Source organism: Nonlabens sp. (assembly GCF_047636915.1).
Lineage (GTDB): Bacteria > Bacteroidota > Bacteroidia > Flavobacteriales > Flavobacteriaceae > Nonlabens.
Genome location: NZ_JBLIGN010000002.1, coordinates 1 through 12,926 on the forward strand (window position 1 = coordinate 1; position 12,926 = coordinate 12,926).

A 12,926-nucleotide genomic window follows, 5' to 3' on the forward strand; every position below is an offset into this window, starting at 1 on the left:
GATCATTTCTTTTATTTGCTCCTCATTCACACAAAGCGAAAACCGCACATATCCAGCTCCATTCTTACCAAAAATACTTCCTGGAGCAATGAATATATTCATCTCGTAAAGCAACCGATCCACAAATACTTCGTCGTCTTGCTGCCCTTCAGGCAATTTACACCAGACAAATAAACCACCGGTTTGTTCTTGTGGTTGGAGCCCTAAGCTCTTTGCTAATTCCACGATTAAGGTTCTACGCTTTTTATAGATGTTGTTTTGGCTTTCTAGCCAATTATTATTTGTTTCCAAAGCGGCAATCGCTCCTTTTTGTAACCCATAAAACATCCCGCTGTCCATATTGGTCTTTACTTTTAAAACTTCTTTCAATACCTCAGCCTTTCCTGTGAGCATTCCTACTCGCCAGCCCGCCATGTTATAAGTTTTACTTATGGAGTTCAATTCCAACGCCACCTCTTTTGATCCAGGTACTTGATGGATGCTTATTTTATTTTCATAACCTACACAACTGTAAGGATTATCATTGACAAGCAGTATCTGATGCTTCCTTGCAAATGCTATCAATTTTTCAAAAACATCCCTAGAGCCAGCAGCACCAGTGGGCATGTGCGGATAATTGGTCCACATAATTTTTACTTTGTTTAGATCTAGCTTTTCTAAAGCTTCAAAATCTGGCAACCATTCATTAGAAGCGGTTAGATCATAAGTTATAGGTATGGCTTCACATAAATCTGTCGCGCTTGCATAAGTTGGATAGCCAGGGTCTGGAATTAAAACTTGATCTCCTGGATTTAAAAAAGCCATGGAGATATGCAATATCCCTTCTTTACTTCCCATTAACGTAATAATCTCTGATTCTGAATTCAGAGCCACTTGATATTGCTTGTGATAAAACCTTGCCATGGCATTTCTCAATTCTGGCAATCCTAAATAACTTTGATATCCGTGGGCTTTAAGTTCTTGTAAAGCAGCAGCAAGAGCAGGCAATACATGATCTGGTGGCAATAAATCTGGATTTCCTATTCCAACATTAATAATAGGTTTCCCACTATTCAGGAGGTTTCTTACCTCACGCAGCTTTGTAGCAAAGTAATATTCTTGAACACTATCCAGTCTTCGAGCAGCTTGTATCATAACACATGTGATTTATAAACCCCTAAAACTTCTAAAGATTCTACCAGTATTCCTATTTCTAATTTTGCCAGTTCAAATTGTGATACGCTTTCAAATTCAAGATCTGCTACAAAAGAAAAAAGAAATGGCTTTTCTATAATTGGGACTGATTGAATTTTAGAAAGGTTGATGTTTAAACCTCCTAAAGTGGTCAGTATTTTTCCCAAACTTCCTGGTTGGTGTCCAGCTGTAAAGTTTATGGTTGCTTTATTTGCACCATCAATATTTCGACTTGTTTTTTCTACTACAACAAATCTGGTAGCGTTCTTTTTTACTTGCTGGATGTTATCACTAATTATTTTTAATCCATAAAGCTGCGCCGCCTGAGTAGAAGCTACAGCTGCAACTCCACGTTTTTTCTCTTTGGCTATTCTAAAGGCCGCGGCTGCGGTATCATCCGTTTCTACCAGTTTAATATGTTGGTGTTTTCTAAAAAAAGGCTTGCATTGCAGCAATGCCATAGGATGAGACTGTACCTCTTCAATATTTTTAATGCCCTGCCCGTGCAGCGCCATGAGTTGATGTTTTATATGAAGGTAAAACTCTCCTGTAATCGTTAAGCCTTGCTCCTTTATTAACGTATAATTAGGTAAAATACTTCCCGCTATAGAATTTCCTATGGCCATAATACCTGTGTCTGCATCAGCTTTTGCGACTGCTATGACCAGTTGATCAAAGGAATTACATTCTAATAATGCTACGTCACCATACAATTGACGTGCCACTTGATGGTGGTAAGAACCTTTAATACCTTGGATTGCTACTTTCATTCTTGAGTAAAAAAAAAGTCTTGATTAGATCAAGACTTTATAGTTAATTATATTTTTAAAATATTACCATACCGCCCTTGCTTCCATAAAATAGAAGTGAAATCCGTACCAGAAATAAGTTGTTGTTTTCATAATAATGGCTAATGTAGAATAGATTTTTATAAAACCCTTGTTTTTCAAGAACTTTTATGAAATATATACTACTCTATGGTTGTAGTAGGGTTGTTTGTGTTGTGTTGCTGAACTGTTATTTACTATTAAGACTAATTAATTGCGTTTTTGAAGTTTAAAATGAGATCCTGCCCCACTAAAAAGTAGGAGACCGTTAACTTACATACACACTAAGGTCGTTGACAGAATAAATACTTACTCTTCTCTAAGGATATTTCGATACTTCAACACATGTGCACTCATCACCCAGTAGAAAACTAACAATGAACTATCAATTTAGCTCACTACAAACAGAATGATTGATTACAAAACATTAGAAAAAGCAAGGTGTATGGTCTCCTAAATTTTGAAATACTACGATAGAAAAGACCTACAACCAGCACAGATAATTTCAACTACATGCCCATATTTAAAATCACTACTGGTATCTGGTAACGGATTAGGGATTAAACGATTGAGATTAAAAATCTTCATCTATATATATTAAAGGTATCGAATAATTATTCTGTATCAATTTATTGAAAATTTAAAAGATCTTCTAAAACTTTTGAAATTGCACCGCGCTGGATACAACTTCTTTTAAAAAATGATTTTACCATAGTTTTGTAAATAGGATTCACTTCATTTCATATCTTTACCTGATGTCGATAGAAGTAAGTAAAATTTCCAAATATTACGGACAGCAAAAAGCGCTGGACGAAGTTAGTTTTTCCATAAAATCTGGAGAAATAGTAGGCTTTTTAGGCCCTAATGGCGCTGGTAAGTCTACCATGATGCGTATTCTTACTACGTACCTCAATGCAAATGAAGGAACAGCAAGTGTCAACGGTCACGATGTTGTAACGGAACAACGCGAGGTTCAAAAATCAATAGGATATCTTCCAGAGAGCAATCCGCTGTATCCTGATATGTATGTAAAAGAGTACCTTTCTTTTAGTGCAAGCGTCTATAAACTAATAGATTCTAAAAGCCGAATAGACGAGGTTATTCAAGAAACGGGACTAACTTCCCACGTGGGTAAAAAAATCAACGAACTTTCTAAAGGGTATAAGCAACGAGTAGGACTGGCAAATGCGTTGCTGCACAGACCTAAAGTTCTTATTCTCGATGAACCAACAACGGGACTTGATCCTAATCAATTGGTAGAAATCCGGCAGCTGATTAGAAAAGTAGGTGAAAACACAACCATTTTACTCTCCACTCACATTATGCAGGAAGTAGAGGCCATGTGTGATCGGGTGATCATCATCAATAAAGGGAACATAGTCGCAGACGATTACCTAAAGAATTTAAAAAGTGATGCGGCTCAAGTCATCGAAGTAGAGTTTGATTACAAAGTAGAGCCAGAATTATTAAATCGGATTGATCGAGTAAGAGAAGTTACAGATCTTATACATCTACCAGGCTTTGTTTACAGCTTGCGATTTGAAACTAAACAGGACATGCGCAGCGCTGTTTTTGATTTTGCTCATGATAATGAATTGAAGATTCTATCCCTTAATAAAAGAAATAAGAACCTAGAAACGATGTTTACAGAGTTGACGAGTGATTGATATTTCAAGCTTGAGTCTTTGAGTCGAAATTAAAAATCTACTTCAAAAAGCCCTTCTTCCGGTGCAAAAATTGGAATCGTGGAGTATTTAATTTTTTTTTCCTTTTGATGATACCGTTTATTGCAGTAATAGTGATGGTACATTGAAATTGAACGGCATCTTCATAGTCTTTGAACTGGTTGCTAGTTGCGGCAAATAAAATACTTTTATTTGCCGCAACTAGCTCAACCTGATTTAGCAAAATTGCTGTTTTTTTTCTTGTTTCCAAATTTCCAAAATATCGGGCAGTACGACAGTTTAAAGTCACAATGGAGTGATCTGAAACGTAAAGAACCCAATTTTTACTCTTAACATTACTTAAATCCTCAACCGAAGCTTTGACAAATGGCTCCCTAGCAGCAAAGAGGTCTACTAGGATACTAGTAGCTACAAAGTATTTCATTTCAAATATTTTGCTTACCTAAATTCCCTCATTTTTTCTCGATCTTAACAGGATCAAAATCTATCGAGATGCAACCTACTATCTCCTTCAAATCTTCCGGAATTTTGAATTCCTCTTTTTTCCATTTCTGTTTCCCATAAACAGATGCTGATTCTACAGCATAACTACCATTGGTTATTTTATCCAAATATCTTTCCACGAACTCAGATAAGCTGCGCCCGCTTTCACTTGCATAGCTTTTTGCTCTCTTGACTATTTCCTCCTCTATTGTTAAAGTCAATCTTTTTTATCGCACATGTCTTTAATTCAATGCTACGTATTAAACCATAAACAACTATATATCAGTCACATTTACTCAGGTAATATTGATATAATTCTTCCATACTTGCACCGCGGTATTTTTTCCAATAAATAGTAAGATAAAACCACTGCAAACGCAATACTCCTTTTTCATGATAACGTCTTGCGCTGGTTTTAAGCCATTTGGGTATCACATGATAGTGACCACGGTTGTATAAGCTCGTAATAAGATCGTAATCTTCATAAATCGGAATCTGTGTATTGTAACCGCCTATCTCGTCATATAATTCTCGAGTAATGTATTGGGACTGATCGCCACCACGACTTACTTTCCATGAAAACCTAGTCAACCAACCTACAGCCATCAACCATGGATGCCTGCTTTTAAACTTCATTCTAAAACACCCGGCTGGATGTTCTTGCGCGACCGCATTTAAAATAAGTCGGTCATAATCCTTAGGCGGATAGGAGTCTGCATGAAGGAAATAGAGAATTTCTCCACTTGCAATAGTTGCTCCATAATGCATTTGTTTGCCTCGTCCTTTTGCCGCTGAAGCTGTTATGACTTGAAAACCATTTTTTATGGAAGCAAACGCATTTACTTTTAAAACCGTGTTGTCACGACTACCGCCATCCACAACAATAACCTCCAAACCAGTCGCATCAAAAGCAACCTCCATCAAATGATGCAATAAGCCTTCTATACTGGCTTCTTCGTTAAAAACAGGGATAATAATGCTGAGCATAGTCATTTAATGTAACAAATGTAGACCGTTTAAATTGAATTGATTTTATTGAGAGCTTAAGACATTTAACTATAGCTACGCCTCGTTTTTTTAGGCAAACACGCAACAAACAGTGTAATTTCCGGGGTTTCTGACAAGTTTGCTGTCGCGAAAGCGGAACTATAAGTCTTTTAACGGGCCAGTTGCTGCCCTAGTACGTTTATGCGTTTTCTTTAAGGCTTATATTCTACTAAAAATAATGTACGCATAACCGCTAGAGTACCTCTATCAATCCTTTAAAAAGCGCCACCATTTTAGGCTCTGCTTTTCCTGCAATTTCAATAATTTCATTAATATTTACCGCCGCTAAGTTTTCTGGATCACACTCATCTGTCAACACAGATATGGCACTTACGGGCAACTTCAAATGGTTGGCCACAATAATTTCTGGAACGGTACTCATTCCTACCGCATCAGCTCCCATGATTTTAAGCATCCTGTATTCTGCCCTGGTTTCTAGTTGTGGCCCTATCACACTTGCATAAACTCCTTCTTTTAGATCAATTCCCTGGTTGACAGCAAGAGTTTTCAGCTTTTCGTTCATGTCCTTGTCATACGGCGCACTCATATCTGTAAATCGCTCACCAAAATCACTCACTCCTTTAAACGCTAGTGGGCTACCGCCTTGCAAATTGATATGGTCATCAATGAGCATCAAATCGCCTTTTTTCATATCTAAATTAATCGCTCCAGCAGCATTTGACACCAAGAGGTTTTTAATTCCCAAGCCGGACATGACTCTGATAGGATACGTAATATCAGTAAAATCATAGCCTTCATACAGGTGAAAACGACCTTGCATTACCACCACTTTTTTACCGCCTAGATCTCCATAAATCAACTTTCCAGAATGAAACTCTACCGTCGCCAGGGGAAATGATGGGATTTGATTGTAATGAGCGATCTTTTGGTTTTCTATACTGTCCACTAATTTCCCTAAACCAGTACCTAGAACGATTCCTACTTCTGGAGCGTCAAAACCATGAGCCTTTAAATATTCTATAGATTGAGTAAGTTGTTTCTTGCTAAGCATCATATATGTTTTAAAAATTGTTGAAATACTGGAATGTCTTTTATATCTTCATAATAATCTACATCATTGCGCTCTTCCAGTACCGCATAATTTACATTTTTAAGATTACCCAGTGTTTTTTCCAAAACAGTAGCAGCTCCCCATTCTTTATCTTGAAAAACACCTTGAACTAATTTTTTAGTAAAACCCAAGAGGTAATAACCACCGTCTTCTGCAGGACCTATAACCGCATCATGAGATTCTAATTGCTCAAAAGCCTTTTCAAGATCTGCCTGATTCATATCTTGCAGGTCAGATCCTATAATAATCACATGATCGTGGTTTTTAAATGCCTCTTGAAAAGCGTGTTCCATACGTATCCCAAGATCAGCTCCTTCTTGAACATATTTATCGTAAAGCATGTGATCCCAAGCATCATTTTTATGCACTTGCTCACTGTACCAAACTTGTTTCGTGGCTTTAAGATCTTTAGTGATCTGTCGAGTATGCGCCAAAAGAAATTTATAAATTTCAAAAGCCGCCTCGTCACCTACCGTTTTGGCTAGACGCCGCTTCCCTACCCCTAATTCTGGGTTGCGCGTAAAGATGATAAGACAATTGGAATTTTCTGAAATCAAAAGAATTTATTTTATGGGGCAATATTAAGGAAAACAGATCACGATATTGTGACAGTCATTAATACTTTAACATTGACTTATTGATTACATTTAAATTTACCTAACTAAGATTTAAAATCGATTCTTAAGAACGCTAGCCGCTTTTTACTCAAGGTCAATATTATGAGCATAAAAATCGAGAAGCGTTATATAAGACGATAAGCAATGCTGGATTTTAAATCAGTTTATTTTTAGAATTACTAAGTGATATCAATAACTATTTCAAGTTTAAATTTATACTTAAAAGATTTCATAAAAAGTTTCGACATAGTACTTTTAACTCTATCTTCATGCGAAAATAAATTTATGAAAATTTTAAAAAGAGTTTTGTGTTTAGTCTTAATAATGAGCGTATTTGCTTGTTCTAGTGACGATGATTCTATAGACAACGGTCCCGCTAATGTTATATTTACTGCTGACGGCGTGGAATATAGATTTGGGAATGGGGTATTTGTTGTAGGAAGTGGATCTGACACTCTAGATGCTAGGCAAGATCAAACCAATCGAGCAAGCATCGTAGTTTCAGAAAACTCAATTGGTGATAATGCCATCAATCAGATTTTTATTACAATTGATGGCACTACCTACTTTGGTGACGAAGGCAATGTAGCAATTAACGATGATAACAGACTTGAAGGTACTTTTCAAGGTGACTACAGAAACGCAAATGGAAGTGTCATTATAGCGGTTACTAACGGGACATTTTTTGTTAACAAATAAAGAGGAGTGATTATCATTTTATATTAAAGGATATCTCTTTTGTATTGGTAAATTTTATAAATAATAAAGTTCGTGTTTTATCTGAACTTTTTGGAGCATTGAATCATTAGAATTATATTTAAGCCTGTGCTTTGGAAGTTACAGGCTTTTTTTGTAAGAATATCTTTTTCTAAATCATTGATTTAATAAATTGTGTATCTTTGCAGCCGCTTAGAGAAGGTATCTCAAGGCACCGTCAGAACGACTGACATACATAATATTCATTATAAAATAATTTTGGCATGTATTTAGCACCAGAAAAAAAAGCAGAGATCTTCTCCAAGTACGGAAAAGATACAAATGATACAGGTAACACTGATTCACAAATTGCGTTATTTACGTACCGCATCAACTATTTAACAGGACACCTTAAGAACAATCGCCACGACTACAACACAGAACGTAGTCTAGTGAAGCTAGTAGGAAAGCGTCGTTCTCTTCTTGATTACAAGATGAAGAAAGATGTAGTTGCTTACCGTGAGTTGATTAAAGACTTAGGTATCAGAAAATAATAAATTGGGGACCTCGTGTCCCCTTTTTTCTTTTTTGCGCATCGCGCGTTTGAATCGCATCGCATGCGCTTCACATAACACATTACCGCAGGATCTTGATTCTGTTTACGCTTTCGCGAAAGCGTACCAAAAATATAAATCGTGAAAAGCGCATGCATTGCGCTGTTAACGCCTAGCGTTACAAATCAAAGCTGGTTTCTCATAAAGTACCCAGAACACTAGTTCAAATGGAATCATGAACAGTTAGACTTTACTAGCCTTTAGAATTCGATTTTAACTTCCTGCTCAAAACACCTTCTCTACCGCACACAACTTGAGATTAATGTTTAACTATATTTATGAAACCACAAGTTTTTAAACAAGTGATAAAAATGGCCAATGGTCCTGATATCACTATCGAAACTGGAGCGCTTGCAAAACAAGCACATGGATCTGTTGTGATCACATGTGGAAAAGCAATGCTTCTAGGAACCGTAGTGTCCGGCTACAAATCAACCGGTCTAGATTTCCTACCACTTACGGTAGATTACCGTGAGAAATTTGCTGCTGCCGGTAAATATCCAGGCGGATTCTTCAAGCGTGAAGCACGTCCTAATGATGGAGAAGTACTTACTATGCGTCTTGTAGACCGTGTATTGCGTCCCTTATTCCCAAAAGATTACCATGCAGAAGTACAGGTGATGATTCAATTAATGTCTCATGATCCAGAAGTAATGCCAGACGCTATGGCTGGTCTTGCTGCAAGTGCGTGTTTACAATTATCTGACATTCCTTTTGAATGTGCGATTTCTGAAGTACGTGTAGCACGTGTAGATGGAGAATTTATCATAAACCCAAGTTATGCGCAGCTTGCTGAAGCAGACCTAGAAATGATGATAGGTGCCAGTGCTGACTCTGTAATGATGGTAGAAGGGGAAATGAGTGAAGTATCTGAAGAAGATATGATCGCTGCAATCAAAGCCGCGCACGAAGCTATTAAAGATCAATGTGCTGCTCAAATCGCTCTTGCTGAAGAAGTAGGTAGAAAAGAAGTGCGTGAATACGATGGTGAGGGTCAAGATGCTGATATCGAAGCTAAAATCGCCGATTTTACGTATGATAAAGTGTATGAAGTAGCTAAAAAAGGAAGCGAAAAGAGCGAACGTTCTAAAGCCTTTGGTGAGATCAAAGAAGCTTTGCTTGCCACTTTTGATGAAGAAACGCTAGCAAATCACGGAAAAATGATTTCTAAGTACTTCAACAAATCGCATAAAAAAGCCGTACGTGATGTTCTTCTTAATGAAGGAACACGTCTAGATGGTCGCAAGACTACAGACATACGTGATATATGGTGTGAAGTAGATTACCTTCCATCCACACACGGTAGTGCTATTTTCTCTCGCGGAGAAACTCAAGCACTAGCAACCGTTACTCTAGGAACTTCAAGAGATGCAAATGTAATAGACATGGCATCACAAGAAGGAGAAGAGCGTTTCTACTTACACTATAACTTCCCACCTTTCTGTACGGGAGAAGCTCGCCCATTACGTGGTACTTCTCGTCGTGAAATCGGTCACGGTAATCTTGCTCAACGCGCTTTAAAAAGAATGCTTCCAGACGACCTTCCTTACACCGTAAGAATTGTATCTGAAGTATTAGAATCTAACGGTTCTTCTTCTATGGCAACCGTTTGTGCTGGTACTATGGCTATGATGGATGCCGGTTTACCTATGAAGAAGCCAGTTTCTGGTATTGCGATGGGATTGATCACAGATGGTGATAAATATGCCGTTCTTTCTGACATTTTAGGTGATGAAGATCACTTAGGAGATATGGACTTTAAAGTAACGGGTACGGAAGATGGTATTACTGCTTGTCAAATGGATATTAAAGTAAAAGGCCTTTCTTATGAAATCCTTACCAATGCTTTAATGCAGGCTAGAGATGGTCGTTTGCACATACTAAGAAAACTGACAGAAACTATCGCTGTACCTAATACAGACGTGAAGTCACACGCTCCTAAGATGGAATCTATGGAGATTGAAGGCAAATTCATTGGTGGAATAATAGGACCCGGTGGAAAAGTGATTCAAGAAATGCAAAAGGAAACAGACACCGTAATCAACATCAAAGAAGATGGTGATATGGGTATTATTGAAATTGCAGGTACAGACCGTGCTAAAATTGAAGCCGCTCTAGAACGTATCAGAAACATCATTTTTGAACCAACAGTAGGCTCTGTATATGAGGTGAAGGTTGTGAAAATGCTGGACTTTGGTGCTGTTGTAGAATTAAAGCCTGGTAAAGAAACTTTACTTCACGTAAGTGAGTTTGATTACAAGCGTATTGAAGATCCATCTACGGTTCTTAAAGTAGGAGATATACTTGATGTAAAATACATGGGTATAGATCCACGTACTAAGAAGCAAAAAGTATCTCGTAAAGAATGTTTACCTAAGCCAGAAGGTTATGTGGAGCGTCCAGCTCGCGAGCGCGATGACCGTCCAAGACGTGATAATGACCGTCGTGCACCGCGTCGTGATGACCGTCCAAGACGTCCAAGTACTGACAGTTCTGACTCTAAGGCTGAGTAATTAGTTCTTTTATTCGCTTTGGCGGAAAGTTTATAAATTTAAAATGCCTCTTGAAATTTCAAGAGGCATTTTTTTGTTTTATAAAGAAAAAAATTAACTTGTATTTTTTTTTAAAATATTTTTTATAAAAAGAATCATAAATATGATATAAGTTGGCATCAACAATACCATCATATAAAAATAATCCTAGAATCATATACTATAGAATTAGGATATTTATAAAGTCCATAAAAAATACAAGCAAGTAAAAAACTAGTAATTGAATAAAATAAATATTTGTAAGTTCTCATAATTCTAAATCTAATTTAAACTTCACCTATCAAAACATCACACCTTCCACATTGAAATCCAGCAGCACCTTCTATATTTCCAGATATATAGGCTACGCTACATACAGCATATGCTATCGTATCACAAGGCAACCAATCACACGCAGCATTATCCTCGTCACTATTACTTCCTGTCATAAATTGAACGCATGCGTGATGAGTTGTCCAACAATAAAACTTATCACCTTAGGCGCTATTGCTTCCATCTTGTCCGCTAGGAATGTAAACATTTGGTTTTAACGTTTCATAAGCAGATATACTAATATTCAGCAATTTCCACGAAACAATTTCACTACTTAAAGGACTTACAACTTCCTTAATTACAATATTATCCTTTTCAAGAACACGTAGAATCATATTTCTACTAACTGGTAAACCTTCTTCAGTATTAGTTTTAATTTTAACAATTTTCGTAAAAGATGAGTAACTTAAGTCTTCTAGGGATGAATCATCCACTAATGCATCTAATATTTGATAATTTTGATTTTCAAAAGAAATAAACTTTGCCGTATTGTCTTTTAGTTTGAGAACTTCTCCTCTTTGATTGTGATTGTTAAATGAGTTTATCAAATCATTTAATTCAGTAAGTTCAATATCATTTTCTTGAATATTTTTTCCAATTAAACTATATCCGTTATATTCATAATTGACTAAACTAGTCTTTTTCGTTAGACGTAAACTCTGATCATCCTCTACTTTATCCCCACTACAAGAATTCAAAATTAAAAAAAAACTTAAAAGTAAAAATAAAAACAGTAAAATCTTAAATACTTTTTCAGTGCGTAAAAATTAAAGTTAATACCTGCTCGTAACGCTTTTCGGCTACCGCGTGTTTTTGTTATAACAATGTAAACATACTATAAAAGTGTTAACCTATTATAGCAAATGCGTACAACCATCCTGTGGGTTCCAATTTGATAGCAGTCTATTCCAATTCCAATTCAGTCAGGTCATCAACTCTTTTCAATTCATAGCATTCAAATCATCTATTCACATAAAAGGATGACAACATAAGTGAGATAACAATTGCGCACCTTATCCTGTTCAAGGATAGAGCAGAGTTTTCTTCTTTATTAAAATAATTATTTGCCTTCTCGCTTCCCCTCGAACTACCGCAGTATAAACTTCTATTAAAAAAGCAGAAAGCGAAACCAAAAACCTAAATTTGCCCAATCTTTAAAACCAACTGATGTCTAAATTGATCGCTCCTTCTATTCTCGCCGCAGATTTTGCTAACCTACAACGTGATGTAGAAATGATCAATAGATCTGAGGCTGACTGGTTTCACATCGATATTATGGACGGTGTTTTTGTGCCTAATATTTCCTTTGGGATGCCTGTATTACGCGACATCGTAAAACATGCGACCAAGACTATAGACTGTCATTTGATGATCGTAGATCCAGACCGTTATGTGGAGACTTTTGCGCAGCTAGGTTGTAACATTCTTACCGTGCATTATGAGGCTTGTACCCACTTGCATAGAACACTTCAATTGATCAAATCCCATGGCATGAAAGCTGGTGTGGCTTTGAACCCTCATACTTCAATAGATTTATTAAAAGACGTTATCCAAGATATAGACCTGGTTTGTTTGATGAGCGTCAACCCTGGGTTTGGTGGGCAAAGTTTTATTGAGAATACCTATAATAAAGTAGCTAGGCTTAAAGAATTGATAAATGCCAAAGGTTGTGACACGCTCATAGAAATAGACGGCGGTGTTACGGATAAAAATGCCAAGCAACTAACAGATGCTGGGGCAGACGTACTGGTAGCAGGTAGTTATGTATTCAAGTCTACTGATCAAGAAGCTACGGTAAAAAGTTTGAAAGCTCTGGCTAATAGTTAATAGTTATTGGTTATTGGTTAT

At 36.9% G+C, this 12,926-nt stretch carries 14 protein-coding genes; 5 read left to right on the forward strand and 9 right to left on the reverse strand.

Annotation, left to right across the window (positions count from 1 at the left end):
- Positions 1 to 1,134, reverse strand: a 1,134-nt coding sequence (locus ACJAT0_RS00490) for a pyridoxal phosphate-dependent aminotransferase (RefSeq protein WP_415180067.1), incomplete at its 3' end; no start/stop codon positions are given.
- Positions 1,131 to 1,943, reverse strand: coding sequence for a prephenate dehydratase (locus ACJAT0_RS00495; protein WP_415180068.1), 813 nt, complete (start codon positions 1,941 to 1,943; stop codon positions 1,131 to 1,133). The genes ACJAT0_RS00490 and ACJAT0_RS00495, both read right to left, overlap by 4 nt.
- A gap of 812 nt (positions 1,944 to 2,755) precedes the next feature.
- Here ACJAT0_RS00495 and gldA point away from each other — a divergent pair.
- A complete protein-coding gene (gene gldA / locus ACJAT0_RS00500) occupies positions 2,756 to 3,667 on the forward strand; it encodes a gliding motility-associated ABC transporter ATP-binding subunit GldA (protein ID WP_415180069.1) in 912 nt (303 codons plus the stop codon).
- A 37-nt stretch (positions 3,668 to 3,704) separates the two neighbouring features.
- On the opposite strand, the gene ACJAT0_RS00505 is transcribed toward gldA, so the two are convergent.
- The 5 genes from ACJAT0_RS00505 to ACJAT0_RS00525 form a co-directional block, all read right to left on the reverse strand.
- A complete protein-coding gene (locus ACJAT0_RS00505; RefSeq protein WP_415180070.1) occupies positions 3,705 to 4,109 on the reverse strand; it encodes a hypothetical protein in 405 nt (134 codons plus the stop codon).
- 28 nt (positions 4,110 to 4,137) lie between these two features.
- Complete coding sequence (locus ACJAT0_RS00510; protein WP_415180071.1) at positions 4,138 to 4,389, reverse strand: DUF6364 family protein; 252 nt, start codon at positions 4,387 to 4,389, stop codon at positions 4,138 to 4,140.
- 61 nt (positions 4,390 to 4,450) lie between these two features.
- Positions 4,451 to 5,155, reverse strand: coding sequence for a TIGR04283 family arsenosugar biosynthesis glycosyltransferase (locus tag ACJAT0_RS00515; protein WP_415180072.1), 705 nt, complete (start codon positions 5,153 to 5,155; stop codon positions 4,451 to 4,453).
- 253 nt (positions 5,156 to 5,408) lie between these two features.
- On the reverse strand, positions 5,409 to 6,230 hold the full coding sequence (locus ACJAT0_RS00520) for a purine-nucleoside phosphorylase (RefSeq protein ID WP_374002512.1): 822 nt from the start codon (positions 6,228 to 6,230) through the stop codon (positions 5,409 to 5,411).
- A complete protein-coding gene (locus ACJAT0_RS00525; protein WP_415180073.1) occupies positions 6,227 to 6,844 on the reverse strand; it encodes a TIGR04282 family arsenosugar biosynthesis glycosyltransferase in 618 nt (205 codons plus the stop codon). Before ACJAT0_RS00525 ends, ACJAT0_RS00520 begins: the two co-directional genes overlap by 4 nt.
- Positions 6,845 to 7,189: 345 nt before the next feature.
- Here ACJAT0_RS00525 and ACJAT0_RS00530 point away from each other — a divergent pair, with 345 nt between their 5' ends.
- The 3 genes from ACJAT0_RS00530 to ACJAT0_RS00540 all read left to right on the forward strand — a co-directional run bounded on the left by ACJAT0_RS00530 (position 7,190) and on the right by ACJAT0_RS00540 (position 10,727).
- Positions 7,190 to 7,603, forward strand: a complete 414-nt coding sequence (locus ACJAT0_RS00530; RefSeq protein WP_415180074.1) for a hypothetical protein — start codon at positions 7,190 to 7,192, stop codon at positions 7,601 to 7,603.
- A gap of 281 nt (positions 7,604 to 7,884) precedes the next feature.
- Positions 7,885 to 8,154, forward strand: coding sequence for a 30S ribosomal protein S15 (rpsO, locus tag ACJAT0_RS00535; protein ID WP_374002514.1), 270 nt, complete (start codon positions 7,885 to 7,887; stop codon positions 8,152 to 8,154).
- 338 nt (positions 8,155 to 8,492) lie between these two features.
- Positions 8,493 to 10,727, forward strand: coding sequence for a polyribonucleotide nucleotidyltransferase (locus ACJAT0_RS00540; protein ID WP_415180075.1), 2,235 nt, complete (start codon positions 8,493 to 8,495; stop codon positions 10,725 to 10,727).
- Positions 10,728 to 11,032: 305 nt separating this feature from the next.
- On the opposite strand, the gene ACJAT0_RS00545 is transcribed toward ACJAT0_RS00540, so the two are convergent.
- Together ACJAT0_RS00545 and ACJAT0_RS00550 are read right to left on the reverse strand one after the other, a co-directional pair.
- Positions 11,033 to 11,194, reverse strand: coding sequence for a hypothetical protein (locus tag ACJAT0_RS00545; protein ID WP_415180076.1), 162 nt, complete (start codon positions 11,192 to 11,194; stop codon positions 11,033 to 11,035).
- A gap of 48 nt (positions 11,195 to 11,242) precedes the next feature.
- Positions 11,243 to 11,776 carry a hypothetical protein gene (locus ACJAT0_RS00550; RefSeq protein WP_415180077.1) on the reverse strand — a complete coding sequence of 178 codons (534 nt, stop codon included), beginning with the start codon at positions 11,774 to 11,776 and terminating at the stop codon, positions 11,243 to 11,245.
- A gap of 466 nt (positions 11,777 to 12,242) precedes the next feature.
- On the opposite strand from ACJAT0_RS00550, the gene rpe reads away from it, so the two are divergent.
- Entirely contained in the window at positions 12,243 to 12,905 is a 663-nt protein-coding gene (gene rpe, locus ACJAT0_RS00555; RefSeq protein ID WP_415180129.1) for a ribulose-phosphate 3-epimerase, read from the forward strand.
- The last annotated feature ends 21 nt before the right edge of the window (positions 12,906 to 12,926 follow it).

Coding starts and splice junctions, on each gene's coding strand:
- ACJAT0_RS00495 (WP_415180068.1), bottom strand. CDS start 1,943: ATGAAAGTAGCAATCCAAGGTATTAAAGGTTCTTACCACCATCAAGTG.
- gldA (WP_415180069.1), top strand. CDS start 2,756: ATGTCGATAGAAGTAAGTAAAATTTCCAAATATTACGGACAGCAAAAA.
- ACJAT0_RS00505 (WP_415180070.1), bottom strand. CDS start 4,109: ATGAAATACTTTGTAGCTACTAGTATCCTAGTAGACCTCTTTGCTGCT.
- ACJAT0_RS00515 (WP_415180072.1), bottom strand. CDS start 5,155: ATGCTCAGCATTATTATCCCTGTTTTTAACGAAGAAGCCAGTATAGAA.
- ACJAT0_RS00520 (WP_374002512.1), bottom strand. CDS start 6,230: ATGATGCTTAGCAAGAAACAACTTACTCAATCTATAGAATATTTAAAG.
- ACJAT0_RS00530 (WP_415180074.1), top strand. CDS start 7,190: ATGAAAATTTTAAAAAGAGTTTTGTGTTTAGTCTTAATAATGAGCGTA.
- rpsO (WP_374002514.1), top strand. CDS start 7,885: ATGTATTTAGCACCAGAAAAAAAAGCAGAGATCTTCTCCAAGTACGGA.
- ACJAT0_RS00540 (WP_415180075.1), top strand. CDS start 8,493: ATGAAACCACAAGTTTTTAAACAAGTGATAAAAATGGCCAATGGTCCT.
- ACJAT0_RS00545 (WP_415180076.1), bottom strand. CDS start 11,194: ATGACAGGAAGTAATAGTGACGAGGATAATGCTGCGTGTGATTGGTTG.